The sequence below is a fragment of the Massilia sp. GER05 genome (assembly GCF_052056005.1).
Lineage (GTDB): Bacteria > Pseudomonadota > Gammaproteobacteria > Burkholderiales > Burkholderiaceae_D > Telluria > Telluria orientalis.
Map to the genome: position 1 here is coordinate 2467907 of NZ_CP178858.1, position 24736 is coordinate 2492642.

A 24736-nucleotide genomic window follows, 5' to 3' on the forward strand; every position below is an offset into this window, starting at 1 on the left:
CATGACCTTACGCATCAGCACCAACGCGATCTACCAGGCCGGCACCACGCAGATCAACACGCTGCAGAGCCAGATGGCCAAGACGCAAATGCAGCTGTCGACCAACAAGCGCATGCTGACGGCCGCCGACGATCCGATCGGCTCGGCCAAGGCGCTCGAACTAACGCAGTCGCAATCGATGAACACGCAGTTCGGCACCAACCGCACGAACGCGAAGTCGTCGCTGTCGCTGGTCGACAAGACGCTCACCGACGTCTCGAACCAGATCCAGGACATCCAGACGCTGATCGTCACCGCCGGCAACGGCGGCTACACGCAGAGCGACCGCGAGGCGCTGGCCATCGAACTGGAAGGGCGCATGGCCGACCTGCTCGGCTCGGCCAACACGACGGACGGCGCGGGCACCTATCTGTTCTCCGGCTACAAGACGACCACGCAACCGTTCACGCAGACCCCGACGGGCGCGGTCTACCAGGGCGACCAGGGCCAGCGCATGCTGCAGGTGGGGTCGGCGCGCAAGATGGCGATCAGCGAAAGCGGCAGCGCCATATTCGAAGCGAACGTCACCGGCAACGGCACCTTCGTCACGCAGGCCGCCGCCACGAACACGGGCGCGGGCATCATCTCGCCGGGCGCCGTGACGGACGCGACCAAGCTGACGGGCCACGATTACGCGATCGCCTTCCAGGTTGCGGGCACGCCGGCCGTGACGACGTACACGGTGACGGACAACTTCACGTCGCCCGGCACCGCCGTGCTGAGCAACCAGCCCTACACGGCGGGCGCCTCGATCGCCTTCGATGGCGTCTCGTTCGACATCAAGGGCGCCCCGGCGAACGGCGACGCGTTCACCGTGCAGCCGAGCCAGAAGCAGTCCGTGTTCACGACGATCAACGACCTGATCCAGACGCTGCGCAGCCCGTCCGACGGCTCGGCGGGCAAGGCCGCGCTGGCGAACAAGCTGAACACGGCCAGCCTGAACATGAAGAACGCACTGGACAACGTGCTGTCCGTGCAAGCCTCGGTGGGCGCGCGCCTGAAGGAAGTCGACTCGCTGGACAGCACGGGCGACGACCTCAACATCCAGTACCAGACCACGCTGAGCGACCTGCAGGACCTGGACATGGTCAAGGCGGTGTCGCTGTACACCCAGCAGCAGCAAACGCTGCAGGCGGCCCAGGTGTCTTTCAAAACAATGTCTGGCCTGTCTCTCTTCAACTACATTTCTTAGAACCGGGGTCAGAGCCCGGTTTTTGGCAATTTCCCCAATTAACGCGGGGCGGCGGGTGGTGGTGGCTGCCCCGGCCGTTGGCCGCCCACGCGCGGGATCTTGCGGCCCGCCTCGATCCCCTGGTTGAACAGGTTCTGCAGCGGCGTGCCGAGGTACGGCAGCGTGAGGCTGATGATGAGGAAGCCGGCACCCAGCGTGATCGGGAAGCCGATGCCGAACAGGTTCAGCTGCGGCGCCGCGCGCGTCAGGATGGCCAGCGCGATGTTGGTGATGAGCATGGCGGCAACGATCGGCATCGCGATCTGCAGGCCGGCCGAGAACACGCGGCTGCCCCAGCGCACCATTTCCAGCGGCGCCGACAGCGACATCGGCGTGGCCGAGATCGGCAGCGTGAAGAAGCTCTCCGCAAGCGCCTCGATCAGCACCAAATGGGCATTCATGGCGAGGAACGCCATCGTCGCGACGAGGGCGAGGAACTGGCTGATGGCCGACGAGCGCCCGGCCGAGCTGGGATCGAAGAACGTGGCGAACGAAAAGCCCATCGTCGAGCTGGCGACCTCGCCCGCGAATTCGACGGCGGCGAACACGAGGCGCATCGCAAACCCCATCGCCACGCCGATCAGCAGTTCCTGCGCGACGATCAGGATGCCCGCCCAGGACGTCGGATCGACGGCTGGAACGGGCGGGAGCGTGGGGCCGATGATCGCGGCCAGCAGCACGCCGAGCGTCGTCTTGATGAGGATGGGGACGGCCGTGTTGCCGAACACGGGCGCGACCGCGACGAGCCCGAGGATGCGCGTCAGCGGCCACAGGAGGCCGCCGATCCATGCATAGAGTTCGGTAGTCGTGAAGGAAATCATGCCGGGGTTTCGGGTAGGGTGGGCACCCCGTGTCCACGCGTGACGCCCGCGTGGTCCGCGGCCGTCTTCGAAGCCGGGTCCACGCGCGGCGCCATTACCCGATCATCTGCGGGATGCCGCTGAACAGGGTGCGCATGTAGTCGGTCATGACCGTGATCATCCACGGCCCCGCGAGTACGAGCGCGATGAAGACGCCGATCAGCTTGGGGATGAAGGACAGGGTCTGTTCGTTGATCTGCGTGGCGGCCTGGAAGATGCTGACGACGAGGCCGATGACGAGCGCGACGAGCAGCAGCGGCGCCGACACCATCAGCGTGACTTCCATGGCCGTGCGGCCCATCGCGAGGACGCTTTCCGGAGTCATATCGTCCTCCCTAGTAAAAACTCTGGGACAACGAGCCCAGCAGCAACTGCCAGCCGTCGACGAGCACGAACAGCATCAGCTTGAACGGCAGCGAGATCACGGCCGGCGACATCATCATCATACCCATCGACATCAGCACGGACGCGACGACCATGTCGATGATGAGGAACGGGATGAAGATGGCGAAGCCGATCTGGAACGCGGTCTTCAGCTCGCTCGTGATGAAGGCGGGGATCAAGACGCGCAGCGGCACGTCTTCCGGGCCCTGCAGCGCGGGCGTGCGCGAGATTTTCACGAACAGGGCGAGGTCGGACTGGCGCGTCTGCTTCAGCATGAAGCCCTTCAGCGGGGCCGCGGCCTTGTCCATCGCCTCGCCCATCTGGATGCGGTTTTCCTGCAGCGGCACGTACGCTTCGGTGTAGACGCGGTCGAACGTGGGGCCCATCACGAACAGCGTGAGGAACAGGGCGAGGCCCACCATCACCTGGTTCGGCGGCGCCGTCTGCGTGCCGAGCGCCTGGCGCAGCAGGGAGAGCACGATGATGATGCGCGTAAAACTCGTCATCATCAGCAGCGCCGCGGGGATGAAGGTCAGTGCCGTCATCAGGAGCAGCGTCTGCACCGGCAGGGAATAGGCGGTGCCGCCGCCCGGGGCCGGGCTCGTCGTGAAAGCGGGGATGGCGGGCGCCGCCACCGCCGCCGCCAGCGGCAGGGCGATCAGCCCCGTCGCCAGCAGGAGTCGTTTATTGAGCATCACTTGCGTTTGTCGATCGTTTGTTTGAGCCAGTCGGCGAAGCTGTGCGCGGCCGGCCCCGTATTTTCTTGCGGAGCAAGCGCGGCGTTCGTACCGCCGTTGTCGCCATTCTGCCCGTCCTGGCGCGGCATGGTCGCCAGCGCGTTGATGCGGCCGGGTGATGCACCGACCACGATCCATTCATTGCCCACTTCGACGACCACGATGCGCTCGCGGCCGCCGAGGTTCAGCGAGCCGACGACGCGCAGGTTCGCGTTACCGCCGCCGACCTTCGGGCCGTAGCGCTTGAGGAACCAGGCGAGGGCGCCCAGCACGGCCAACACGAGGACCAGCGCCAACAGGGTCTGCAGCAGGCTGCCCGTCGACGTGCCCGCAGGCATCGTGACCGGAGGGACGGTGGCGCCGGGCGCGGCAGGGCGCGGTGCGACGACGTCGGGGGTCGCGGTCACTGCCGGGGCGGTGATGTCGGGCTGAACGGCGGGCTGAACGGCGGGCTGGACGGCGGGCGTCTGCGTGGGAACGGCGGCGGGCGCCGCGGCGGAGGGCGCGCCGGTACCGGCCATGGCCCGCGGTTGTGCCTTCGCGGGGGCCGTGGGCGCAGTCGTTCGTGGAACTTGCTGGGGCGTTTGTTGTGCCGGTGCCGGTGCCGGTGCCGCCGCCGCCGCAGGTTCGGCCACGACGGGTGCAGGTGCCTGCGCAGCTGCCGCCGGCGCGGCATCGGCCGACCGTCCCGCTGCCTGCCCGGTCCCCGGCTGGGCCGCGCAGGCGGCCAGCGGCAGGGCGAGGGCGAAGGTGGTCAGCAGGCGTGCCGTCATTTGTTGAGTTTGCGGATGCGCTCCGACGGGGTGATGATGTCGGTGAGGCGGATACCGAACTTGTCGTTCACGACCACCACCTCGCCCTGGGCGATCAGGCAGCCGTTGACGAGCACGTCCATCGGCTCACCCGCCAGGCCATCCAGTTCGACCACGGAACCCTGCGCGAGTTGCAGCAGGTTCTTGATGGCGATCTTGGTGCGGCCCAGTTCCACCGTCAGCTGGACGGGGATGTCGAGGATGAAGTCGATGTCGTTCGGGGTGTCCGGACGGGGGCCCTTGTTCGAGAAATCCTTGAACACGGCGGCCGAGGCCGCCTGCTGCTGGTTCGCCAGTGCGGCGGCTTCCGCAGCTGCCTGCTCGGCGATCGCGGCGCCCCAGTCGTCGTCGAGGCTGTCTTGGTCGTCTTGAGTGTCGGACATGTTTCTCTCCTGTGTTGCTTACTTGTTGAAGGTTTCGCTGTTTGCCAGCAATTTCTCGACCTTCAGCGCATATTGTCCGTTGAACACGCCGTAGCTGCAGTCCATGACGGGCACGCCGTCCACGGTGGCCTGGAGCGTTTCCGGAACGGAGATCGGGATCACGTCGCCGACCTTCATGTTCAGGATTTCGTCGAAATTGGCCTTGCCGTGGCCCAGCACGGCCACCAGTTCCACTTCCGCCACCTGGATCTGCTGCGTCAGCAGGCGGATCCAGCGCTTGTCGACTTCCAGCGCCTCGCCCTGGATGCTCGACGTCAGCGCGTCGCGGATCGGTTCGACCATCGAATAGGGCATGCAGAAGTGGATCTGGCCCGACACCGAGCCGAGCTCGATGGTGAAAGTGCACGATACCACGACTTCGTTCGGGGTGGCGATGTTCGCGAACTGCGTGTTCATCTCCGAGCGGATGTACTCGAATTCGATCGGGTACACCGGTTCCCACGACTTGGCATACGCCTCGAACACGATGTCGAGGATGCGCATGATGATGCGCTGCTCGGTCTGCGTGAAATCGCGGCCTTCCACGCGCGTGTGGAAGCGGCCGTCGCCGCCGAACAGGTTGTCCACGAGCAGGAACACGAGGCCCGGATCGAACACCATCAGCGCCGTGCCGCGCAGCGGCTTCATGTGGACGAGGTTCAGGTTGGTCGGCACGACCAGGTTACGGATGAACTCGCTGTACTTCGACACGCGCACGGACCCCACCGACACTTCGGCGGAGCGGCGCAAGAAGTTGAACAGGCCGACGCGCAGATACCTGGCGAAACGCTCGTTGATGATCTCGAGCGTCGGCATGCGGCCGCGGACGATCCGCTCCTGCGTTGCCAGGTTATACGTGCGGACTCCCGAGGTGTCTTCAGGCGCCGCGACGTCGTCCTGATCGCCGTTGACCCCTTTGAGGAGGGCATCGACTTCTTCCTGTGAGAGAAAATTATCGGCCATGATGCTGCGTTTACCGTAATGACTTCTGCTTTACTGGATGATAAAGGAAGTGAACAGAACGTCGGTCACTTGCTGTTCGTCGCCGTGCGGCATGAAGGGCTCGCTGACCGCCGCGAGGATCTCGCCGGCCAGTTGCTGCTTGCCTTCCACCGTGCTGATCTCGGAGGCCTTCTTGCCCGACAACAGCAGCAGCACGCGGCTGCGCACCTTGGCCATGTTGGCCTTGATGAGCTCGACCTGCTCCGGTCCCTCGACCTGCAGGGTGAACGCGACCTGCAGATACTGGTCGCCATGTTCCGGCTGCAGGTTGACCGTGAAGGGTTCGACGGCCACGTATTCGGGCGGCGCCTCGTCGTTCTTCTTGTTCTTGCTGCTCGAGTGTTCCTTCCTGGCCGGCCCGGCCGCCGCTTCCGCGCTGCTGCCGTGCATGAAGTACCAGCCGGCACCTCCGCCCAGGCCGAGCACGACCACGGCCGCGCCGATCATGATGAGCAGCTTGCCTTTACCGCCGCTGGCCGCCGGTGCCGCATCCGCTTTCGGATCGGCTTTGATTTTTGGATTCGCTTTCAAGAGTCTTCGGTCCCACTGTTGGATCGTCCCGTCATTATGTCATTATCGGGAAAAAGTGAGCAGCGGCAACGGTCGAAAAGAGGGAGGAACCTGGGGTATCTCGTTGTTTCTTTACGGATTTGTTGTCGAGGCTATATTCAAACGTTGGGTGGCCACTCCTGTGCCCACGCGAACGCCGGCATGATGCAGACGTCACGCGTGGGCACTGGGTGCCACCTTACGCGAACGTATCGACCATGCCGCGGTCACGAATGATGCGCGTGGCGGGCCGGACGGTCGCTTCACCCGCCGAGCCGTTCTCGCCATTGCCGCCGTTGCGGCGGCCATTGTTGCCCCTGCCGAAACCGCTCGATGCCATCGCCTGGTCCTGCTGCGCCTGGCCGCCGTTCGACATGCCCGCGTTGACGGTCGCATTGCCCAGCGCGATGCCGCTTTCGCCCATCATTTCCTGCAAGCGGGGCAGGGCGTTTTCCAGCGCCTGGCGGACTTCCAGCTGGTTCGACGAGAACGTCACGTCGGCCTGGCCGTTGGAGACGGACAGCACCACCTGCAGCGGGCCCAGGTCCGGCGGGTTCAGGGTCAGCGACGCGGTCTGGTCCTCGGCGCCGACCATGTAGATGACCTTCTGGCCGACCTGGTCGTTCCACGCATCCGTGCCGACGTGGGCCGACAGATCTTCGCTGGCGGCCGCGGCGGCCTGGGCCGCTTCCAGCATGGCCGGCTGCAGCTGGGCGGCCGCGACGGTCGCCACCGGCGCCTGTTCCTTCCGGGCGAGCAGCGCGGCGTCGCGCGCCTGCTGCAGGCTGAATTCGGCGGCGTCCAGCTGCGGCTTGACCTCCGCCGTGACGTTGCCCAGCGTGGCGCGCGGGTCGGCCGAGGCCGCCGCTTTGTCCGCGCCGAGGTCGGCACCGGCGGCCGCGAGGGCCGGGTTCTTGATCGACGTGGCCGAGAAGATCTTCGCGCCGGCCGCATCGACGCCGGCTTCCCTGGCCACGGACTTCATCGCGGCCTGCAGCGCGGCCAGCTGGCCGGCGTCCGTGCGCTTGCCCTTGCCGGACAGCGCGTCGAAGGCCTGGGCCGCGGTCGTCGTCTTGCCCGCGTCCGCGCCCGGCTTGTGCAGGCTGGCCATCAGCGCGAGCATGGCGCTGGCCGGGTCGCCCGCCTTGGCCGTGCTGTCGTCATCCGACTTGTCGTCGTCGTCCTTGGCGGCATCGTCCTTCGCGTCGGCGCCGTCCGTCTTGCTGTCGGCCGGCTTCGCGGCCTGCTGCGGCGCGGCGTCGTCGTGTTGCGCGGGTTTCTCGGCTTCGGCCGGCTTGGCCTCCTGCTTCGCGGCGGGCGCGGGGGCGGGTGCCGGGGCCGGCATGGACGCGAAGGTGTTGCGCTCCAGTTCGCCGCTCAGCAGGGCGCTGAACTGGCTGCCGTCGCTGCCGCCGTTGCCCGGGGTGTTCGGACGCTGGTTGATGCCGTTGGCCGTGTTGAGCTGCGGGTTAAAGGAAGTCGTGGTCATGTCGCTAGTCGCTCAGGTTAAAGGCGCCGGTCAGCGCCTGGCGCGGACTGTCCGGGCCGCGTGGTCGTCCATCATTTTCTGGTCGCGCTTGTTTTCGATCGCAAGCGCCTCGGCGGCCGCGCGCTCGTTCAGGGTCCGGTACGACAGGCGCTTGCGCTCGCTTTCCTGCCAGCCCTTCTTTTCCATGTCGGCCTTGACATGCGCATGCTTCAGTACTTCGCGCTGGCCGTCGATCGCCTGTTCCAGCTTGCCGAGGAAGGCGACGAAATTCTGGTACGCGAACGGGGTGATGCCTGCCATTTGCGCCGCGTCGAGCCGGTTCGCATAGTCGTCGCGGTAGCCGAGCAGCATCTGCAGCTTCTGCTCGCCCTCGTCGACGGCCTTCAGCGCCGCGCCCAGGCGCTTCGCGCAGGCGTCGGACTCGCGCTGGGCGAGGTCGATCAGGGTGTCGAGTGCGGATGCGGTGGCCATGGTAGATCAAGTATACCGATGAGCTTGACGGACCAATCAGCCGAACAGCGAGGTCAATTCCCCCAAGCTCTGCAACATGCCCACGTTGTCGTGGATTTCCTGGCACAGGAAGGCCTCGATCCGTTCGTGCAAGGCGATGGCCTTGTCCAGCACCGGGTCCGTGCCGGGCGCGTAGGCGCCGACGCTGATCAGGTCGCGCGAGCGTTCGTAGCGCGAATACAGTTGCTTGAGCGTGCGCGCGGCCTGCTGGTGCTCGCGCGACGTGATGCCGTGCATCGCGCGCGAGATCGATTGTTCGATGTCGATGGCGGGGTAGTGGCCCGCCTCGGCCAGTTTGCGGTTCAGCACGATGTGGCCGTCGAGGATACCGCGCGCCGCGTCGGCGATCGGGTCCTGCTGGTCGTCGCCTTCCGACAGCACGGTATAGAACGCCGTGATCGAGCCGCCGCCCGCCTGGCCGTTGCCCGCGCGTTCCACCAGCACGGGCAGTTTCGCGAACACCGACGGCGGATAGCCTTTCGTGGCCGGCGGCTCGCCGATGGCGAGGGCGATCTCGCGCTGGGCCATCGCGTAGCGCGTGAGCGAATCCATGATCAGGAGGACGTTCCGGCCCTCGTCGCGGAAGTGCTCGGCGATGGCGGTCGCGTAGGCGGCGCCCTGCAGGCGCATCAGCGGCGGCGAGTCGGCCGGCGCGGCCACGACGGCCGAGCGGGCCAGGCCTTCCTCGCCCAGGATCTGCTCGATGAATTCCTTCACCTCGCGGCCCCGTTCGCCGATCAGGCCGACGACGATCACGTCCGCCGTCGTGTAGCGCGCGATCATGCCCAGCAGCACGGATTTGCCGACGCCGGTACCGGCGAACAGGCCGAGACGCTGGCCGCGGCCTACCGTCAGCATCGAATTGATGGCGCGTACGCCCACGTCCAGCGTTTCCGAGATCGGTACGCGGTCGAGCGGGTTGATGGGGCGCGCGTTGAGCGGGCCCATGTGTTCCGTGGAGACGGGACCCTTGCCGTCCAGCGGCCGGCCGGCGCCGTCGACGACGCGGCCCAGCAGGCCCCAGCCGACGGGCAGGTGGCGCGCACGGTCCATCGGCCGGCGGCGCGGATGCGTCACCGTGCCGGGCTTCGGCATGCTCGCTTCGATCGGGAAGACGCGCGAGCCGGGCACGACGCCTTCGACGTCCGACTGCGGCATCAAGAATAAACGTTCGCCCTCGAAGCCGACGACTTCCGCTTCGATGCGGGCACCGGACGCAACCGGAATCATGCAGGCGGCGCCGACCGCGAGCTTCAGGCCGACGCATTCCATCACGAGGCCGGCCACGCGCGTGACGCGGCCCGACACCTGCATCGGCTCGACCAGATCGACCACGTTGGCGCAGTCGTTCAGGTAAGCCTTCCAGCGGCCGGTATGGGTGTTCATTCCAGCCAGTCCAGGTCCTTGCCGAGCGCGTGCGTCAGGCGCTGCCAGCGCGCGCCGATCTGGGCGTCGATCTGGTTGCTGGCCGTGTCCACGCGGCAGCCGCCACGGGACACTCCCTCGTCTTCGACGATGCGCCAGCCGTTCTTGTCCAGCTCGTGGCCGATGCTGCTCTTGACGATCAGCGCGTCTTCCGGATGCAGCATCAAGAGGGCCGGTTGTTGCAGGGTCGGCAGGTAGTCGATGGCTTCGCGCACGACGGGAATGATCAGGTCCGGCTTCACGTCGAATGCCGTGCGGACCATGCCGCGCGCGAGGTGCAGCGCGAGTTCCAGCACGTCGTTGGAGATGGCTTCATCGGCTTGCGTGACGGCATCGCCGAACGTCGTGGCGAGCTGGCGCAGATGTTCCAGTTCCTCGGCCGCTTCGGCACGGCCCAGCGCAAGGCCTTCCTCGTAACCGGCGGCGTGGCCTTCGGCCTGGCCCGCTTCGAGACCTTCCGCATAGCCTTCGTCGCGCGCGGCGGCGCGGAGCGCTTCGAGCTCTTGCGCGGTCGGCAGCTGGATCATGGGCTCCGACTGGGGCGGCGGCTCGTACGCGCGCGCGGCGGCCGCGGCAGCGGCGGCCTCCGCTTCGCGCTGGGCACGGACGCTGGGACGCTCGTCGCCGAACGACGTCATTTCCCAGCGTTGATATGCAGACTGAAACTCTTTTGAGATGGCCATCAGACGAACGAATCCTCACCTTTGCCGCCCAGCACGATCTGGCCTTCGTCGGCGAGACGCCGGACGATTTGCAGGATCTGCTTCTGCTGGGTTTCCACTTCGGACAGGCGCACGGGACCTTTCGATTCCAGGTCTTCGCGCATCATTTCCGCCGCACGTTGCGACATGTTTTTGAAGATTTTATCGCGCAAGTCCTGCGACGCGCCTTTCAGCGCGATGATCAGCATCTCCGACTGCACTTCGCGCAACAGCAACTGGATGCCGCGGTCGTCGATGTCGATGATGTTGTCGAACACGAACATCTCGTCCATGATCTTCTGCGCCATGTCGTTGTCGTAGTTCTTGATGTTCTCCATGACGGAACTTTCCTGCTCGCCGCTCATGAAGTTCAGGATCTCGGCCGCGGTACGCACGCCGCCCAGCGACGACTTCTTGATGTTCTCGTTGCCGGACAGGAGCTTGGTCAGCACGTCGTTCAGCTCGCGCAGGGCGGCCGGCTGCACGCCGTCCAGGGTGGCGATACGGAGCACGACGTCGTTGCGCAGGCGGTCCGTGAAATGGGCCAGCACTTCGCAGGCCTGGTCGCGTTCGAGGTGCACGAGGATCGTCGCGATGATCTGCGGGTGCTCGTTGCGGATCAGTTCGGCGACGGACGGCGAATCCATCCACTTCAGGCTTTCGATGCCCGAGGCGTCCTTGCCGCCCAGGATGCGGTTCAGCAGCACGGCGGCCTTGTCGTCGCCGAGGGCCTTGGTCAGCACCTGGCGGATGTATTCGTCGGAATCGAGGCCGACGGTCGACTGCAGGTCCACGCGCTCGCGGAATTCGCCCAGCACGCTCAAGACTTCCTCGTGCTGCACGGCCTTCATCTGCGCCATGGCGGCGCCCAGCTTGAGCACTTCGCGCGGGCCGAGGAATTTCATCACTTCGGCCGCTTCCGATTCGCCCAGGGCCAGCATCAGGATGGCTGCCTTGGTCGTGCTTTCCTTGTCCTTGTCCTTGTCGCTCATTACTCGGTCCCCAGCCATTCCTTGATCACGTTGGCCACGATGCGCGGATCGTTCTTGGCCATGTCTTTTGCCATTTCCAGGTTGCTCTTGTAGACCTGGACCTTCTGCTGTTCTTCCTCTTCACGCTGGATGCGGGCTTCTTCGTCCGGGTCCGGCTCCGGTTCCGGCTCCGGCTCTTCCGGTTCCGGTTCGGGCGGGATCGCCACGGCTTCGTCGAACTTCTTGATCGCCGGCTTGAGCAGCGGCCGCACGAAGCGGAACCACAGGAAGGCCAGCACGAGGGCGATGAAGACGTAGCGTGCGATGTCCTTTGCCAGCGGCAGGTTGGCGGGATCCTTCCACCAGTCCGGCGCCTGCTCTTCCGGCTTGTCGACGCCGTCGAACGGGGCGTTCGTCACGTTCAGCGTGTCGCCGCGCGCCTGGCTGTAGCCCATCGCCTGCTTGACCAGTTCGTTGATCTGCGCGACTTCGGCGGCGCTGAGCGGCTTGACGACGACCTTGCCCGTCTTCGGATCGACGGTGCGGCGGTAGTTCACCACCACGCCGACCGTCAGGCGCTTGATGCCGCCCATCGGTTTCTGTTCGTAGCGGATCGTCTTGTCGACTTCGTAATTGGTCGTGGAATCCTTGCGGCTCGGGCCGGTGCTCGCCTGGGCCTGGGCAGGCTGGGCGCCACCGTCCAGCGGTGCGGTCGCCACGCCCGGCGGCTGGTTCGACAGCGCGCCCGGAATGCCGGACGGATTGGTGCTGCCCGGACCGGACTGCTCGGACGTTTGCTGGCTGCGGATCGCCTGCGGCTCCGGCGGCGAATTCGGCTTGTACATCTCGGCCGCGGTGTCGGTCTGGGCGAAGTCGACTTCGGCGGTCGCTTCGGCGCGCACGTTGTTCTGGCCGACGAGCGGGGCGATGATCGACTGGACCTGCTTGACGATGTTCTGCTGCAGCGCTTCGACGTACTTCAGCTGGTTCGGGTCGAGCTGCTTGCCGTTCTTGTTGGCGCTGTCCGACAGCAAGGTGCCGTTCTGGTCGACGACGGTCACGTTGGCCGGCGTCAGTTCCGGGATCGACGACGCCACCAGGTGCACGATGGCGCTGACTTGCGCCTGGTCGAGGGCGCGGCCGGGCTGCAGGTTCAGGAGGACCGAGGCGGTCGGCTTCTGCTGGTCGCGCACGAACACGGACGGCTTCGGCAGCGCCAGGTGCACGCGGGCCGAGCTGACGGCGGACAGCGACTGGATCGAGTTGGCCAGCTCACCCTCCAGCGAGCGCTGGTAGTTGACCTGCTCGACGAATTGCGACGTGCCCAGCTTCTGGTTCTCCAGCAGCTCGAAGCCGACGTTGCCGGCGCGCGGCAGGCCCTGCTGGGCCAGCTTCAGGCGCAGGTCGTGGATGCGGTCGGCCGGCACGAGGATCGCGCTGCCGCTGTCCGAGAATTTGTACTTGACCCCCATCTGGTCGAGCGAGGCGGTGATGGCGCCGCCGTCCTTGTCGGTGTAGTTGGAGAACAGCACCTTGTATTCCGGCGCCGACGTCCAGAGCCACAATGCCGCGACGATGGCCACCACGCCGGCGATGGCGCCGCCGATGACGATGCGTTTACCGTTCGTCGTCTGCCAGAACTTCGGCTTCTCGTCGGCCGGGGTTGCGATGTCGCTGTCGAGGAGTTCTTCCGCTGTCGTTGCCATGTTGGGGGGAGGGAATGGGTGTATGAACGCCATTATGGAGCCGTACGGCAACATTCAAACCCCGGAATAAGGCCCTGTTTACCGTGCTGCTCGAAGGCAATCGTTGCCCGGGCGCTGATATTCTGACAGCCTGAATCGATTTGTTTGACAGGCACTGGGAGAACGGACATGAACATCGGCGGCATCGACAGCAGCCGGATCGAAGCGATGATGGCGCAGCTGAAGTCGGCGGCACAGAAGCCGGCCGGCCCGGCGTCGCCGGCGGAGGCGCTCGGCGGGCTGGGTGGCATCGGCAAGCTGGGCGCTCCCGATGCGGCCGAATCGTCGACCAGGGTCAGCTTCTCGGATGCGCTGCAGGCGTCGCTGCAGAACGTCAGCAATTCCCAGATCCAGGCGGACGAGATGGGCAAGAAGTTCGCCGCCGGCGACGATTCCGTGAGCCTGTCCGACACGATGATCGCCATGCAGAAAGCGAGCATCAACTTCCAGGCCACGGTGCAGGTGCGCAACAAGCTGGTGTCGGCTTATCACGACATCATGAACATGCAGGTGTGACGATCACTTGACCTCGACGCGCCCCTGCATCACCGGATGCAGCGTGCAGAGATAGTCGAACGACATCTTCGCTGGCACCACCCAGCGCCAGGTCTTCCCGGGCTGCAGGTCGCCCGACTTGACGCCGGCCGCCGTCACGTTGTGGACGAACATGTCGCGGTTCTCCCACACGATCGTATCTCCCTTCCTGACCTGCACGACCTGCGGCGTGAACTTCATGCCGTCGATGACGACGTGGTGTTCCGCCGCGCCGGCCATGAGGGGCAGCGCACACGACGCGGCGAACAGCGTGGCAAATGCGGTCTTCACTTGAGTTCGGCCTGGATGTGCTTGGCATGCTCCAGGTGCGCCACGAACGCCGGGCGGACCTTGACGAGCAGGGCTTTCAGCTCGGCATTCGAGGCGTTCGGGATCAGCGTCTTGTCGAGTGCGCCGAGCACGGTCTCGTGGTACGTGACTTCGTTGTCGACATAGGCCTTGTCGAACGCCTTGCCGGACAGGGCGGCCAGCCGGGTGCGCGTCGCCGCGCCGTCCTTCGTCAGGCTCTTGCTGGTGTCGTTGTCCTCGGGCGTCACGTGCAGTTTCTGCACCAGCGCGACGGCCTGCTGGTTGACGCCCGCGTGGTCGGCCACCATGCGCTGGGCGAAGGCGCGCACGTCCTTGTTCTGCGTTTTCGTCTCGGCCTGCTTGCCGGCGTCGATATCGACCGCATTGGCGGCGACGACGATGGCGGCGATCTGCGCATCGTTCGGGCCGGCCGCGTGGGCGGTGGCGCTCAGGACGAGCAGGGCGGACAGCAGCAGCGGGGCGGATTTGTTCATGGCGGACTCCTTGAATGAATGGTTTAGGTGAAACAATCCATTCGATGCACGCTTAGGCGCGCGCGTTCCCGCTTCGTGTCAGGTGGACGGTTCCGCGTCCAGCCGGCGCCGGACCGCGTCGACGATCCGGTCGCAGCGCGCGCCGTCGAACCCGAACGCATCCTCGATCGCGAAATCGATCTCGCGCGCGAGCGCCTCGCGCAGCATGGCCCGCGCGCGGAAATAGCGGGTGCGCACGGTCGCCGCGGGGATGTCGAGCGTGGCCGCCGTCTCTTCCACGGTCAATTCCTCCACCGCGCGCAACACAAACACCGTGCGGAAGGCGGCCGGGAGCTTGTCGATGCCCGTTTCGATCAGGCGCCGCGTCTGGGCGCGCAGCGCGGCCAATTCCGGCTGCGCCGGCTCGTCCAGCCGGTCGCGGGGCAGGATCGCATCGTCCGAACCGAAATCCGCGCCCAGTTCGATGACGTCGGCGAGCCGCCCGGTCTTACGCTGGCGCATCAGCGCGGCATTGACGACGATGCGAGTGAGCCAGGTGCCGAGCGCCGACTCGCCGCGAAAGCCGGGCAGGGCGCGATAGGCCTGCAGATAGGCATCCTGGAGCGCATCCTCGGCTTCCGCATCGTCGCGCAGGACGCTGCGCGCGACGCGGTACAGGCGGCGGTTGTAGCGCCGCATCAGATCGGAGAACGCGTCGCGGTCGCCGGCGCGGATACGGCGCAGCAGCGCGTCGTCGTCGAGGGAAGAGGGGGGCGGTGCGGCGGCCTGCATGGGATCTCCTGGTCGTATGCCTGACGATTGGATGCAGGCCGGCGGACCGGCGTTCCGAAGTTTTAATCAATTTCCCAAAACCGGGCTCTGACCCCGGTTTTGGGAAATTTTATGCCAGGCCAGCCAGGCGGGCGTTGCGCTCGCGTTCCAGCTTGGTGATGTAGCGTTGCACGGCGGCCAGGTTGCCGCGCGAGATGTCGACGAACTGGCAGCCGAGGCGGCGGCTCGTTTTGTTGTTGAGCAGCGTCATGTCGATCGAGTTGCGGACTTGCAACGAGCAGGTCACCGGCCCGATTTCGGGCAGGTCGATGCGGCAGTTCGGGAAGGTGTCGCCGATGGTCGTGCCGAGCTGCAGCTTGCTGTCGTGGATCGCGACACCGCCACAGCTGATGTCGGCCAGCGGGAACACGGCGGTGCCGCCGCCCAGATCGGCCGGCAGGGGGATCGTCGCGCGCACGGGATTCGTCACCGGCGTCGGCATGCGGTAGAACTCGCGCCGCTGCAGGCGGATCAGGCTCGCGGGAATCGCGGCGGCCAGCGCGGTGCCGCCTTCGAATTGCACTTCGCGCAGGTTGTCCAGGCCGAACACGATGCGGATCTTGTCCAGCGACGTGTCGCACCGGACCGTGCCGGCCGCCACGATGCGCGTGTTCTGCTCGGGGCTGACGGAGCAGTCGATGACGACGGTGCCCGCATCCGGATCGACGGCCAGCAGCGACGTGACGCAGACGTCCGCCTCGCCCTTGATCAGCATGCGGATCAGCTGGTTCTTTTCGGCGATCTGGCGCAGCAGGGCCACGATCTCCCTGGGCGACTCGACTTCGTAGTCGTGCCAGGCTTCTAATTCGGCGTCAGTGATTGCTTGCATCTGTGTCAACCGGAGTGCTTTCTTGGGGTGGGAGGTGGCGTGCCGTGTCCGGTGCGGGCGGTGGTGTCTGCCCGGAAACTTGCGCGGATTCAATATAATAGAGCCAGGCCAATAGTTCGGCAATGGCGCGGTAGAGGGCCGGCGGGATCTGGCGGTCGAGATCGACTTTCATCAGCAACGCCACCAGTTCCTTCGATTCGTGCACGAACACGCCGGCCTCTTGCGCGCGGCCGATGATCTGTTCGGCGACGAGACCCTTGCCCTTCGCGACGACCTTCGGCGCGGCATCGCCGGCGCCGTACGCGAGCGCCACGGCGCTCTGGCGCCGCGTCGGCTTATCGTTGTCCATCGTCATGGACGGTGAGCGTGGAGAGCGGCGTGCCGGCCGCGTCGAGTGCGTCGGCCAGGCGCGCGCGGTGCGCATCCAGCAAGCCTTTGACCGATTCGTCCTGGGCATCGAGGCGGATGTGCAACTGGCCGCCGGACAGCACGACGCGCGCCGCCACCTCGCCCAACGCGCCGAAGCGCAGGCGCAGGCTGCTCTGCCACGTGCCGCCGTTCTCATCCTCGCCGCCGTCCTGGCGGCCGGACGCGTCCCGTTCGACGTCCCATTGCATGTCGCGGCCCGGCCACAGCTGGCCCTGCCAGGCGGCGCGGCCCTGTTCGTGTGCATTCAGCTGCAGGTTGATGAACTGTGCCGTGTTCGGATCGGTGGGCGGCGGCATGCCGCGCGCCTGCGGCTCGGCCGCGAGGTCGGCGCGGGGGCGGGCGCCTTCGGCCCATTCGGCCACGTGCGATTCGTAGAACAGGCCGCTCTTGCCGAGGCCGTCCTTCAGTGCCTGCGCGATGGCGCCGGCGTCCAGCGACGGCCCGCCCAGCAGCGGCGTGCGGCCGACCGCGGCGGTGGCTTGTGTGTCCGCTTTCTGCGCGGCCGCGATGACGTCGCCCAGCATCTTGCCGGCCGTGCTGATCGACGTGCTGGCGCCGTCGGCCGCGCCGCCCGGCAGTTGTGCGAGACCGCGCGCGCCGGCGAGCAGGGCGGCCGTGCGCGTGAGCGCGGCGGCATCCTTGCCTTCGAGATAAGCGAGCGTAGACTCCTGCGGGCTGGCGCCTTCCGGCAGCGGCGGGCCGGCTTCGGCGAAGGCGGGGGCGCCCTGGCCCGTCCGGACCTGGAACGTGGGGCGAGGCGCGACCGTCACGAGGGTCAGCGGCACCTGCGTGCCGACCTGCGCGCCCTGGGGCAGCGGCATGCGCGCCGCCATGTCGTTGATGCGCACGACGAAGCTGCCGTCGGGCAGTTTCGCCAACACGTCGGCTGCCATCGACTGGCCGACGAGGTTGGCGAGCGCGCGCGCAAAGGCCTGCTGGCGCGGGTCGCCGACGGGTAAGGCGGGACGGGCTGCCGCGACCGGGGTCAGCGAGACGCTATCGCGCGGCAGCATCGTTCAGGTCAGACGCCGTAGGCGCGCGCGACGCGGCGTTCGACGGTCTTGTTCGAGATCATGGTCTGCAGCTTCGCCATCCACGGCTGGGTCAGGTCGCGGATCTTGCGGTCGGAATCGAGCATCTTGCGGATGGCGTTGACCTTGCGCACGCGCTCCTGGCCGGCCAGCGCCGTGTCGCCGTTGTCCTTCAGCTGGCGCACGCAGGCGGCGCACTGGTGTTCGAGCTGGAGCAGGCGGTCCCAGTCGGCCGCGGTGGCGGCGGCCAGCATCTGGTCGGTGATGCCGACCATGGCTTCGTACAGCGAGGCGATTTCGGTATTCGTCATCATCGTCGTGGCTCCGATCATGCGCTCGCCAGGGTCGAGGCTTTCGGCATGGCCGTGGGCGCAGCGACCTGCTGCGGCTGCTGGACCTTCTCGCCGATTTCCACCCATGCGCCGCGCAGGTCGGCCAGCAGGCCGTGCACTTCGTCGATGATGGTCACGTCGTTCTTCAGGTTCGCGTGCAGCAGGCGCCGGCTCATGTAGTCGTACAGGGCGTCCAGGTTGGCCGCGATCTCGCCGCCGGCGTTCTTGTCGAGCGAGGCGCGCAGGCCGTTGTCGATGATCGAGATGGCTTTCGAGATGGCCGAACCCTTGGCGGCGATGTTGCCGGCGGCGATGTTCGTCTTGGCGCCGAGCAGCGCGACGAGGGCGCCGTCGTACAGCATGACGATCAGCTTGTGCGGCGAGGCCGACGTGATGCCGGTCTCGAGGCTCACGTTGTGATAGGCGTTGACGCCGCGTTTCATCGTTCCAAACATGGTGGTTCTCCAAAAATCCAGTTATCGGTTGGCCGCGAGGGCTGCCAACTGCTGCGTCAGATAGCTTTGGGTGCTCTGCATCGACTGCAGCATCGTGTCGAGCGAGGTAAATTGTTTTCGATACATGGCTTCCAACTGGGTCAGGTGATCGCTGAATGCGTCGCGCTGTTTGGCCACCGCCTTGATGCTGGCGTTCAGGCCGTCGGTCTTGCTGTTGAGTATGCTGCCATTGCCCGTGAAGCTCGTGGCCAGGTTCGTCAGCTGGTACGCATAGCCTTGCGAAAAGGTCACAGTGCCGCGGTCGCCGGCGACGCCGCTCTTGACCGTGATCTGGATGCCCGCGGCGGGCGAACCGGCGGCCGCCGTCAGCGACTGGCCGTTGCCCGTCGCGGCGACGCTGCCGATCGTGCCTTCGATGTCGGTGCCGACGGCCGGCGTGGCGCCCCCGAAGAGGTCGCTGACGGCCGTGCCCGTGACGCCGGCGATCGAGATGTTCGACGTGGAACCGTATTTGCTTGACGAGATCGACAGGTGGCCTGTGCCGTCCACCGAGGTCCCGACCGCGTCGCCGGCGTTCGCGAACACGCTGTTGCCGTTGATGGCGGCGCGCAGCATCGAAGACAGCTGGTCGTTCGTATAGATGCCGGCCGGAATCTTGATGTTCTGGACTTTGGTATCCGTCGCCGGATCGGTCTGGTTCAGCGTGACGGTCCAGCTCGTGTTCGCTGCGATCGTCGTCGAGCCCGACAGGGGATTGGCCCCGGTCAGCGTGCCCTGCGTGGCCATGTGCGTGACGTTCACGCCATACTCGCCCGGCTTGGTGGCCGCGGTCGACTTGTCGAACGAGATGTTGCCGTCGCTGGCCGCGCCGACGGCCGCGAACAGGCCGCTGATGCCGCTGAAATTGCTCGACATGGCGTTGTTCAGCTTGGTCGAATCGACGGCCAGGCTGCCGTCCTTCTGGAACGCCACGCCAATCTGGCCGAGGTTCGTCAGGTTGCTGTTCAGGCCTTCGACCTGCGTACCGAGCGCGCGCCGCAGCTGGGTCTGGATCGAGCGCACGGCCGAATCGCCCTGCAGCGGACCGCCCGTCTTGGTGTCGGCGTTGTAGCTCGTGAGGCCGCCGATCGTCTTGTTCAGGTCGTTGTACGCCTTGACGAAGCCATTGATGGCGTCCGTCACCGAGCTCTTGTCCTGGGACACGGTCAGCGTCGTGCTGCCGGTCGACGACAGGTCCAGGCTCACACCCTGGATCACGTCGTCCACTGTCGTGCCGGCACTGCTGACGGCGATGCCGTTCATGGTCAGCTTGGTATCCTGCGCGCCGCTCGTCTGCGTGAGGGCTTGCGTGCCGTTCGGATCGTACGCCAGCATGCCGGCGATGTCGGCGTTGACGGGGCCGCCGTCGGCGCCATCCACGGAGATCTTCATGGCCGACTTCTCGCCTGTCTTGTTCGACGTGATCACGAGGTGGTACGGGTTGGCGCTGCCGTCCGACACGATGGTGGCGGTGACGCCCACGTTCGCCTTGTTGATGGCGTCGCGGATGCCTTGCAGGGTCTGGTCTTTCGTGTCCAGCGTCACGGTGCCGCTGGCCTGGGCGCCGTCCTGGGTGAAGCCCGCGCCGATGTAGCTGCCGGCGCTGCCCGCCGTGAGGCCGGCCGCGCCGGGGTTGTTGCCGCCGACGAGGATCTGGCTGCCGTCTTTCGAACTCAGTGTGATGCCCGCCGTGGCGGTCGTGTCCGAGCCCGCGTTGGCCGCGCCGGGGGCGAGGCCGATGCCGCCCGTGACGGTGCCGCTGACGGCTTCCGCGACGTCGATGTTGGAGCCGTCGGCCGCGAAGAACTGCAGGTCGTGGGTGGCGGCCGAGCCGGTGAACGTGATGTTGGCGGCGGCCAACTGGTTCTTGACCGTGTTGGTGCCGAGCGCGGTGTCGAGCGACGCGGCCGTGACGGTGGTGCTGCCGTCCGACTCCGCCAGCTTGACGCCGCCTACCGACAGGGCGTAGTTGTCACCGGTGGAGACGACCACGTCGCCGAAGGTGCCGAACATCGTGGCCGACGTGGACGTGATGCCGGCCTTGGCGGTGACGCCCGTCGTGTCCGTTTCGTCGTTGATGGCCGAGGCGAGGTCGCGCGCGCTGCGCGTCGTGCCGTTGGTGCTGATCGCGGTGCCGTTGATGGTCAGCGAACCGGTCGCGATGCCGGACGCTGCGCTGGCCACGTTCAGCGCGGAGCCGGCCACGCCGAACGTGCCGCCGCCGATGCTGCCGAACTGGAACGTGAGGGTCGTCTTGGCGCCGTCGCCGATCTGCTTCGTGTTGCTGGCCTGGCCGCCCGTCATGAGGCTTTGCGCCTGCGCGAGCTGGCCGACGTTGATCTTGTACTTGCCGGGCGCGGCAGTGGCGCCGGCCGAGGCCGTCAGGAGATCCTTGTTGCTGGACGACGTCGTCAACGCACTGAACGTGCCGGCCGAGTTCAGCGTCGTCAGCGCGCCCTGGAAGGCGCCGACGGCCGCACTGACCTTGCCATACGCCTGCAACTTGGTCTGGTAGTCGGTGGTCTTCTTGTCGTAATTGTCGAGCGGCGCGGATTCGGCCGCCATCAGCTTGCTGACGAGACCGTTGACGTCGAGGCCGGAGCCGATACCAGGTGAGCTGAGTCCCACGTGTTTCTCCTGTGAAAGCGATAATGTAAGTCATTATCGACAGAAGCAAACGTTACTTGAGAGTGGGAAATGTGCGTTATTTCCGTGCCGAACTATCTGGACGCTGGAAATGGACAGGAAGGGAGGACCGTCAAGCGCGGGCCGTAGCCCGCGCCTTACGGGAGAGCATGCAACGAACGATCAGGCAGTCTGGTTGATGAGCAGACCCTGCTGCATCTTGTCGATCGATTTGGCGATCTGCAGCGCTTCCTTGGAAGGGATCTGGCGCACGACTTCCTTGGTGTTCTGGTCGATCACCTTGACGACGATGTCCTTGCTGTCTTCGTCGATCGAGAATTGCAGGCTCTGCGACGAACCCAGCATCGCATCGTTCATCTTCTTGACTGCGGCCGATACGTCCTCGTGCGACGGCTTGACGCCTTCGGCCGGCTTGCCCGTGCTGGTCGCGCCCGTCGCACCGGCCGACGGCGCCGGTTGGGTCGGGCGGTCGTCCACGCGAGGCGGGGCGGATGAAGCCACTGGTTGAATGTTCATGATCATTCCCTAGCAAAAATTCCCCGGCTGAATTACTTCAGCCGAGGAATCACTGTACACCGCTATCGGGGGCTTATTGCGACTGATTAGCCACGCAGCAGCGACAGGACACCGTTCGGCAGCGAGTTGGCCTGGGCCAGCATCGAGGTACCTGCCTGCTGCAGGATCTGGCCGCGGGTCATGTTCGCGGTTTCCGAAGCGAAGTCGGTGTCGACGATGCGGCTGCGCGATGCCGACAGGTTCTCGGTCGACGATTGCAGGTTCGAGATTGCCGAGCCGAAGCGCGACTGCAGTGCGCCCAGTTGTGCGCGCTGGTTGTTCACCGAGGACAGGGCCGCGTCGGCGATCTTGATCGCCAGCTGGGCGCCGTCGAACGTGCTGACGTCGATGTTCGCGACCGCGTTCAGCTTCGACGAGCCGGCGGCACCGGCGCTGTCCAGTGACAGTTGGCTGGCGTCCTTGATCGAGAAGCTCTGCTCCGAATCCAGCGTGATCTGGCCCTGGACGACGCTCGTGGCGGCGTTGTCGATGGTCATCTTGTTGGCGATGTCGGCAGTGCCGTCCGCCTTGTAGTTCGCCACGTCGACCGTGTTGCCGGTGGCCGATTCGTTGTCCAGCTTGATGTTCTCGCCGTTGGCGTTGGTCAGCTTGATGGCGTTGTTGGTGGCATCGAACGATGCGGTCACGCCCGTCTTGGCGGTCTGCGCGTTGAAGGCGCTGATGGCCGATGCGGCGTCGTCGGCGCTCAGTTTGTTGCCGGAGCCCGCCTTGCCGGTCGAGAACGAGATCGTGACGGCATCGGTCGAGTTGTCCGAGTTCAGCTTGATCGTGTACGCCTTGTCTTGCGCCACGCCCAGCATGGCATTCGTCTTGGCGCTCGCGGTGACGCCGGTCTCGCCGCTCTTGGCGTTGATGCTGGCAGCCACGGCTTTCGAGCTGTCGTTGTCGTTGATGGTGACGTCTGTCGAACCCTGGAAACCGTTGACGGTCAGCGCGCCGCCGGTATAGGTGCCATCGGCGGTGGGTTTCGGTGCGTCGTTGGCGAGGCGGTTGTCGCCGTAGGTCGACGTGGTGAAATTCGCGCCGGTCATCGAGATCAGCTGGTTGGCGTTCGCGCCGACCTGGAAGTTCGCGGTGCCCATCGAGCCATCCAGCAGCTTGGTGCCGTTGAATTCGGTGGTGCCGGCGATGCGGTTCAGTTCCGAGGTCAGTTGCGTCACCTCGGTCTGCAGGGCTTTGCGGTCGCTGGCCGAGTTCGAGGAGTTCGAGGATTGCACGGCCAGTTCGCGGATACGCTGCAGCATGTCGCCCGAGCTCGACAGGGCGCCTTCGGCCGTCTGGGCCATCGACACGCCGTCGTTCGCGTTGCGGGTCGCCTGGTTCATGCCACGGATCTGCGAATTCATACGGTCCGAAATTGCCAGACCGGCGGCATCGTCTTTGGCGCTGTTGATGCGCAGGCCCGACGACAGGCGCTGGATCGAGGTGTTGAGCGAAGATTGCGAGGTGGACAGGTTACGCTGAGCGTTCAGGGATGCAACGTTGGTATTGATAACGGACGACATGGTGTCTCTCCAGACTTGGTCTTGCAGGGTGTGGCGACGTGCCACTCATGATCACTTTGGTCTGCCACGCTGTTCTGTGACATTCAAACCGCTGTTGATGCAGGTAACGGTGCTCTACGGAAAAAGTTTAGAGGGCGAGAGCGAAAAAAATCGACATTTTTGTGTCGCCGCCGGAAGCGGGCCTGCCTTGGCGGCGACGAATTCGGGAACTTTAGGGCAAAAAAAAATTTATTTTTCCGTGGCCGGGCTTGTCAGTCAGCCACCACCACGCGGTTCTTGCCGCTATGCTTGGCCTGGTACATGGCCTTGTCCGCGCGCGCCATCAGGCTGGTCTGCTCCTCGTTCGGATGGCGCAGCGCGACGCCGCACGAGAACGTGATCAGCATCTTCTCGTTGTCGTGCAGGAAGAAATGCTTCGTCAGCTCGCGCTGCACCCGCACCATCGCGGCCGATGCCGCTTCGACATTCGTTTCTGGCAACAGGATGAGGAATTCCTCGCCGCCGAAGCGGGCGATCACGTCCATCGAGCGCAACGTGTCCCGCACGACCTTCACGAGGTGGCGCAGGGCGTTGTCGCCCGCGAGGTGGCCGTAGGTGTCGTTGAGCTTCTTGAAATTGTCCAGGTCGAGCAGGGCCACGCACAGCGGCGTGCCGCGGCGGTCGGCGCGCGCGCTTTCGCGCTCGAACACGTCGTCCAGGCCGCGCCGGTTGAGACTGCCCGTCAACTGGTCCTCGCGCACCAGTTCGCTCATGTGCTGCAGCTTCGCTTCCAGATCCTTGATGCGCGCCTCCGCTTCCTGCACCTCCTGGTGCGCGGCCAGCATGCGGTCGCGCGAGGCCATCGCCTCGGCCTGCACGATCTTCGTTTCGCGCAGCACTTCTTCCAGCACCACGTTGAGTTCCTCGATATTGCTGGCACCGCGGATGCGCTCGGAAAAGCCGCCGATCTTTTCGTGGAAATCGCCCGTCGAGGCCGCCACGGAACCGAGGCGGTCGATGAACGTCATCATCATGTTCTTGACGGTCGCCTTGACGTCCGCGATGCCGTGCTTCAGCTGCCCCTGCTTGTAGATGACATCCTTCAGGCTGCGCGTGGCGTCTTCCAGCGCGCGGTGGTCGAGCGGACCGGCGATCAGGTCCTGCACGGCGGCGATCTGGCCGCGCATCCAGCTGTCGTCGTCCAGCAGTTCGGATACGTTTTCCAGCAGCAGCTTAAACAGGCGCAGCAGCAGTTCCTGCTGTTCGGCCGTGTCGCCGCTCTTCAGTTCGATCTGGTAGCACAGGTCTTTCAGGCGCGTCGCGATTTCCTGCAGCGCTTCCTCGCTGTGCGCGGCCTTGACGGCGGCGCCCAGCGATTCCGCTTCGCCCGACAGGTTCGGCGTGCCCGCCAGCAGCGACGCGACGGCGAACGTCAGCGTGCGGCTGAGCAGGTCGCGCAGCAGCTTGGCTTCGCCGTTCTCCACGCCCAGCGACAGCGCGGGGTGCGTGTGGCGGCGCAGGTGTTTCTCGGCCAACTGGGACAGCGTGCGCGCATAGCCGTCCCAGTCGCGCTGCTTGACGGCGCGGTTGAAGCGGGCGCCGAACTCGGCCAGCTCGCCGGGCGTGTCGGCCAGCCTGTGGGCGAAGCCGGACAACACGTTTTCCGCGCCCGGGTCTGCGGGTGGGGACGGTGGCGGCAGGACGTCGACGCCGGCGATCTCGTTATAGATCTCGCGGTAGGCGTCCGGCGTCGGCGCGATGCGCCGCGTGGCGAGCCGGCGGAACGCTTCGCGCGCAATTTCCGCCGGGTTCAGGCCGGGAATCCCCGGCGGGCGTGGTGGACTGGACATTTTGGACGTTGCAATATGGAATTCTTATTGTCGTCATGGTA

27 protein-coding genes are annotated in these 24736 nt (G+C 65.8%); 2 read left to right on the top strand and 25 right to left on the bottom strand.

Going from position 1 to position 24736, the window contains the following annotated elements; all coding sequences use genetic code 11:
- Nucleotide 1: 1 nt before the first annotated feature.
- Complete coding sequence (gene flgL / locus ACL58G_RS11040) at nucleotides 2-1231, top strand: flagellar hook-associated protein FlgL (protein WP_440966855.1); 1230 nt, start codon at nucleotides 2-4, stop codon at nucleotides 1229-1231.
- Between the two features lie 38 nt (nucleotides 1232-1269).
- Here flgL and fliR read toward each other — a convergent pair whose 3' ends face one another.
- From fliR to fliF, 13 genes are all read right to left on the bottom strand, one after another.
- The gene (gene fliR, locus ACL58G_RS11045) at nucleotides 1270-2091 is read right to left on the bottom strand and encodes a flagellar biosynthetic protein FliR (RefSeq protein ID WP_160410182.1); all 822 of its coding nucleotides are present in this window, start codon (nucleotides 2089-2091) and stop codon (nucleotides 1270-1272) included.
- A gap of 94 nt (nucleotides 2092-2185) precedes the next feature.
- Entirely contained in the window at nucleotides 2186-2455 is a 270-nt protein-coding gene (gene fliQ / locus ACL58G_RS11050) for a flagellar biosynthesis protein FliQ (protein WP_413342994.1), read from the bottom strand.
- Between the two features lie 10 nt (nucleotides 2456-2465).
- The gene (gene fliP / locus ACL58G_RS11055) at nucleotides 2466-3209 is read right to left on the bottom strand and encodes a flagellar type III secretion system pore protein FliP (protein WP_413342992.1); all 744 of its coding nucleotides are present in this window, start codon (nucleotides 3207-3209) and stop codon (nucleotides 2466-2468) included.
- Nucleotides 3209-4024, bottom strand: a complete 816-nt coding sequence (gene fliO / locus ACL58G_RS11060) for a flagellar biosynthetic protein FliO (protein ID WP_440966857.1) — start codon at nucleotides 4022-4024, stop codon at nucleotides 3209-3211. The genes fliP and fliO overlap by 1 nt, the downstream gene beginning before the upstream one ends.
- On the bottom strand, nucleotides 4021-4446 hold the full coding sequence (gene fliN, locus ACL58G_RS11065) for a flagellar motor switch protein FliN (protein ID WP_413344683.1): 426 nt from the start codon (nucleotides 4444-4446) through the stop codon (nucleotides 4021-4023). Before fliN ends, fliO begins: the two co-directional genes overlap by 4 nt.
- An 18-nt stretch (nucleotides 4447-4464) precedes the next feature.
- Complete coding sequence (gene fliM / locus ACL58G_RS11070) at nucleotides 4465-5448, bottom strand: flagellar motor switch protein FliM (protein ID WP_056136276.1); 984 nt, start codon at nucleotides 5446-5448, stop codon at nucleotides 4465-4467.
- 30 nt (nucleotides 5449-5478) lie between these two features.
- Nucleotides 5479-6018, bottom strand: coding sequence for a flagellar basal body-associated protein FliL (fliL, locus tag ACL58G_RS11075; RefSeq protein WP_413383306.1), 540 nt, complete (start codon nucleotides 6016-6018; stop codon nucleotides 5479-5481).
- Between the two features lie 217 nt (nucleotides 6019-6235).
- Nucleotides 6236-7525: a flagellar hook-length control protein FliK gene (locus ACL58G_RS11080; protein WP_440966859.1), complete on the bottom strand. Its 1290-nt coding sequence runs from the start codon at nucleotides 7523-7525 to the stop codon at nucleotides 6236-6238.
- Nucleotides 7526-7555: 30 nt separating this feature from the next.
- Nucleotides 7556-7996 carry a flagellar export protein FliJ gene (gene fliJ, locus ACL58G_RS11085; RefSeq protein ID WP_413383310.1) on the bottom strand — a complete coding sequence of 147 codons (441 nt, stop codon included), beginning with the start codon at nucleotides 7994-7996 and terminating at the stop codon, nucleotides 7556-7558.
- Between the two features lie 36 nt (nucleotides 7997-8032).
- Nucleotides 8033-9421 carry a flagellar protein export ATPase FliI gene (gene fliI, locus ACL58G_RS11090; protein WP_056136284.1) on the bottom strand — a complete coding sequence of 463 codons (1389 nt, stop codon included), beginning with the start codon at nucleotides 9419-9421 and terminating at the stop codon, nucleotides 8033-8035.
- A complete protein-coding gene (fliH, locus tag ACL58G_RS11095; RefSeq protein WP_440966862.1) occupies nucleotides 9418-10143 on the bottom strand; it encodes a flagellar assembly protein FliH in 726 nt (241 codons plus the stop codon). The genes fliI and fliH overlap by 4 nt, the downstream gene beginning before the upstream one ends.
- Nucleotides 10143-11153, bottom strand: coding sequence for a flagellar motor switch protein FliG (fliG, locus tag ACL58G_RS11100; RefSeq protein WP_413383314.1), 1011 nt, complete (start codon nucleotides 11151-11153; stop codon nucleotides 10143-10145). Before fliG ends, fliH begins: the two co-directional genes overlap by 1 nt.
- Nucleotides 11153-12838: a flagellar basal-body MS-ring/collar protein FliF gene (gene fliF / locus ACL58G_RS11105; RefSeq protein ID WP_413383316.1), complete on the bottom strand. Its 1686-nt coding sequence runs from the start codon at nucleotides 12836-12838 to the stop codon at nucleotides 11153-11155. Before fliF ends, fliG begins: the two co-directional genes overlap by 1 nt.
- A 168-nt stretch (nucleotides 12839-13006) precedes the next feature.
- Here fliF and fliE point away from each other — a divergent pair, with 168 nt between their 5' ends.
- Nucleotides 13007-13393 (top strand): flagellar hook-basal body complex protein FliE, encoded by a 387-nt coding sequence (fliE, locus tag ACL58G_RS11110; RefSeq protein WP_413343704.1) that lies wholly within the window; start codon nucleotides 13007-13009, stop codon nucleotides 13391-13393.
- A 3-nt stretch (nucleotides 13394-13396) separates the two neighbouring features.
- Here the strand turns inward: fliE and ACL58G_RS11115 are convergent, their stop codons facing one another.
- The 12 genes from ACL58G_RS11115 to ACL58G_RS11170 form a co-directional block, all read right to left on the bottom strand.
- Complete coding sequence (locus ACL58G_RS11115) at nucleotides 13397-13702, bottom strand: plastocyanin/azurin family copper-binding protein (RefSeq protein ID WP_413383318.1); 306 nt, start codon at nucleotides 13700-13702, stop codon at nucleotides 13397-13399.
- Nucleotides 13699-14214 carry a DUF4142 domain-containing protein gene (locus ACL58G_RS11120; RefSeq protein ID WP_440966865.1) on the bottom strand — a complete coding sequence of 172 codons (516 nt, stop codon included), beginning with the start codon at nucleotides 14212-14214 and terminating at the stop codon, nucleotides 13699-13701. The genes ACL58G_RS11115 and ACL58G_RS11120 overlap by 4 nt, the downstream gene beginning before the upstream one ends.
- 78 nt (nucleotides 14215-14292) lie before the next feature.
- Nucleotides 14293-14985: an RNA polymerase sigma factor gene (locus tag ACL58G_RS11125; RefSeq protein ID WP_440966867.1), complete on the bottom strand. Its 693-nt coding sequence runs from the start codon at nucleotides 14983-14985 to the stop codon at nucleotides 14293-14295.
- A 109-nt stretch (nucleotides 14986-15094) separates the two neighbouring features.
- Nucleotides 15095-15853, bottom strand: coding sequence for a flagellar brake protein (locus ACL58G_RS11130; RefSeq protein WP_440966869.1), 759 nt, complete (start codon nucleotides 15851-15853; stop codon nucleotides 15095-15097).
- A complete protein-coding gene (locus ACL58G_RS11135; protein WP_413385963.1) occupies nucleotides 15837-16202 on the bottom strand; it encodes an EscU/YscU/HrcU family type III secretion system export apparatus switch protein in 366 nt (121 codons plus the stop codon). Before ACL58G_RS11135 ends, ACL58G_RS11130 begins: the two co-directional genes overlap by 17 nt.
- Nucleotides 16189-17295, bottom strand: a complete 1107-nt coding sequence (gene fliK / locus ACL58G_RS11140; RefSeq protein WP_440966871.1) for a flagellar hook-length control protein FliK — start codon at nucleotides 17293-17295, stop codon at nucleotides 16189-16191. The genes ACL58G_RS11135 and fliK overlap by 14 nt, the downstream gene beginning before the upstream one ends.
- 8 nt (nucleotides 17296-17303) lie before the next feature.
- Nucleotides 17304-17645 (bottom strand): flagellar protein FliT, encoded by a 342-nt coding sequence (locus ACL58G_RS11145; RefSeq protein WP_440966872.1) that lies wholly within the window; start codon nucleotides 17643-17645, stop codon nucleotides 17304-17306.
- Complete coding sequence (gene fliS, locus ACL58G_RS11150) at nucleotides 17642-18100, bottom strand: flagellar export chaperone FliS (protein ID WP_440966874.1); 459 nt, start codon at nucleotides 18098-18100, stop codon at nucleotides 17642-17644. The genes ACL58G_RS11145 and fliS overlap by 4 nt, the downstream gene beginning before the upstream one ends.
- A gap of 21 nt (nucleotides 18101-18121) precedes the next feature.
- A complete protein-coding gene (gene fliD, locus ACL58G_RS11155; protein WP_440966876.1) occupies nucleotides 18122-20767 on the bottom strand; it encodes a flagellar filament capping protein FliD in 2646 nt (881 codons plus the stop codon).
- Nucleotides 20768-20947: 180 nt separating this feature from the next.
- The gene (locus ACL58G_RS11160; RefSeq protein ID WP_440966878.1) at nucleotides 20948-21301 is read right to left on the bottom strand and encodes a flagellar protein FlaG; all 354 of its coding nucleotides are present in this window, start codon (nucleotides 21299-21301) and stop codon (nucleotides 20948-20950) included.
- An 86-nt stretch (nucleotides 21302-21387) separates the two neighbouring features.
- Nucleotides 21388-22866: a flagellin N-terminal helical domain-containing protein gene (locus tag ACL58G_RS11165; protein ID WP_440966880.1), complete on the bottom strand. Its 1479-nt coding sequence runs from the start codon at nucleotides 22864-22866 to the stop codon at nucleotides 21388-21390.
- A 251-nt stretch (nucleotides 22867-23117) separates the two neighbouring features.
- Complete coding sequence (locus ACL58G_RS11170; protein ID WP_440966882.1) at nucleotides 23118-24695, bottom strand: GGDEF domain-containing protein; 1578 nt, start codon at nucleotides 24693-24695, stop codon at nucleotides 23118-23120.
- Between the last annotated feature and the right edge of the window lie 41 nt (nucleotides 24696-24736).

Excerpts from the sequence above, each read along its gene's own strand:
- flgL (WP_440966855.1), top strand. The coding sequence starts at position 2 with ATGACCTTACGCATCAGCACCAACGCGATCTACCAGGCCGGCACCACG.
- fliR (WP_160410182.1), bottom strand. The coding sequence starts at position 2,091 with ATGATTTCCTTCACGACTACCGAACTCTATGCATGGATCGGCGGCCTC.
- fliQ (WP_413342994.1), bottom strand. The coding sequence starts at position 2,455 with ATGACTCCGGAAAGCGTCCTCGCGATGGGCCGCACGGCCATGGAAGTC.
- fliP (WP_413342992.1), bottom strand. The coding sequence starts at position 3,209 with ATGCTCAATAAACGACTCCTGCTGGCGACGGGGCTGATCGCCCTGCCG.
- fliO (WP_440966857.1), bottom strand. The coding sequence starts at position 4,024 with ATGACGGCACGCCTGCTGACCACCTTCGCCCTCGCCCTGCCGCTGGCC.
- fliN (WP_413344683.1), bottom strand. The coding sequence starts at position 4,446 with ATGTCCGACACTCAAGACGACCAAGACAGCCTCGACGACGACTGGGGC.
- fliM (WP_056136276.1), bottom strand. The coding sequence starts at position 5,448 with ATGGCCGATAATTTTCTCTCACAGGAAGAAGTCGATGCCCTCCTCAAA.
- ACL58G_RS11080 (WP_440966859.1), bottom strand. The coding sequence starts at position 7,525 with ATGACCACGACTTCCTTTAACCCGCAGCTCAACACGGCCAACGGCATC.
- fliJ (WP_413383310.1), bottom strand. The coding sequence starts at position 7,996 with ATGGCCACCGCATCCGCACTCGACACCCTGATCGACCTCGCCCAGCGC.
- fliI (WP_056136284.1), bottom strand. The coding sequence starts at position 9,421 with ATGAACACCCATACCGGCCGCTGGAAGGCTTACCTGAACGACTGCGCC.
- fliH (WP_440966862.1), bottom strand. The coding sequence starts at position 10,143 with ATGGCCATCTCAAAAGAGTTTCAGTCTGCATATCAACGCTGGGAAATG.
- fliG (WP_413383314.1), bottom strand. The coding sequence starts at position 11,153 with ATGAGCGACAAGGACAAGGACAAGGAAAGCACGACCAAGGCAGCCATC.
- fliF (WP_413383316.1), bottom strand. The coding sequence starts at position 12,838 with ATGGCAACGACAGCGGAAGAACTCCTCGACAGCGACATCGCAACCCCG.
- fliE (WP_413343704.1), top strand. The coding sequence starts at position 13,007 with ATGAACATCGGCGGCATCGACAGCAGCCGGATCGAAGCGATGATGGCG.
- ACL58G_RS11120 (WP_440966865.1), bottom strand. The coding sequence starts at position 14,214 with ATGAACAAATCCGCCCCGCTGCTGCTGTCCGCCCTGCTCGTCCTGAGC.
- ACL58G_RS11125 (WP_440966867.1), bottom strand. The coding sequence starts at position 14,985 with ATGCAGGCCGCCGCACCGCCCCCCTCTTCCCTCGACGACGACGCGCTG.
- ACL58G_RS11130 (WP_440966869.1), bottom strand. The coding sequence starts at position 15,853 with ATGCAAGCAATCACTGACGCCGAATTAGAAGCCTGGCACGACTACGAA.
- ACL58G_RS11135 (WP_413385963.1), bottom strand. The coding sequence starts at position 16,202 with ATGGACAACGATAAGCCGACGCGGCGCCAGAGCGCCGTGGCGCTCGCG.
- fliK (WP_440966871.1), bottom strand. The coding sequence starts at position 17,295 with ATGCTGCCGCGCGATAGCGTCTCGCTGACCCCGGTCGCGGCAGCCCGT.
- ACL58G_RS11145 (WP_440966872.1), bottom strand. The coding sequence starts at position 17,645 with ATGATCGGAGCCACGACGATGATGACGAATACCGAAATCGCCTCGCTG.
- fliS (WP_440966874.1), bottom strand. The coding sequence starts at position 18,100 with ATGTTTGGAACGATGAAACGCGGCGTCAACGCCTATCACAACGTGAGC.
- ACL58G_RS11160 (WP_440966878.1), bottom strand. The coding sequence starts at position 21,301 with ATGAACATTCAACCAGTGGCTTCATCCGCCCCGCCTCGCGTGGACGAC.
- ACL58G_RS11165 (WP_440966880.1), bottom strand. The coding sequence starts at position 22,866 with ATGTCGTCCGTTATCAATACCAACGTTGCATCCCTGAACGCTCAGCGT.
- ACL58G_RS11170 (WP_440966882.1), bottom strand. The coding sequence starts at position 24,695 with ATGTCCAGTCCACCACGCCCGCCGGGGATTCCCGGCCTGAACCCGGCG.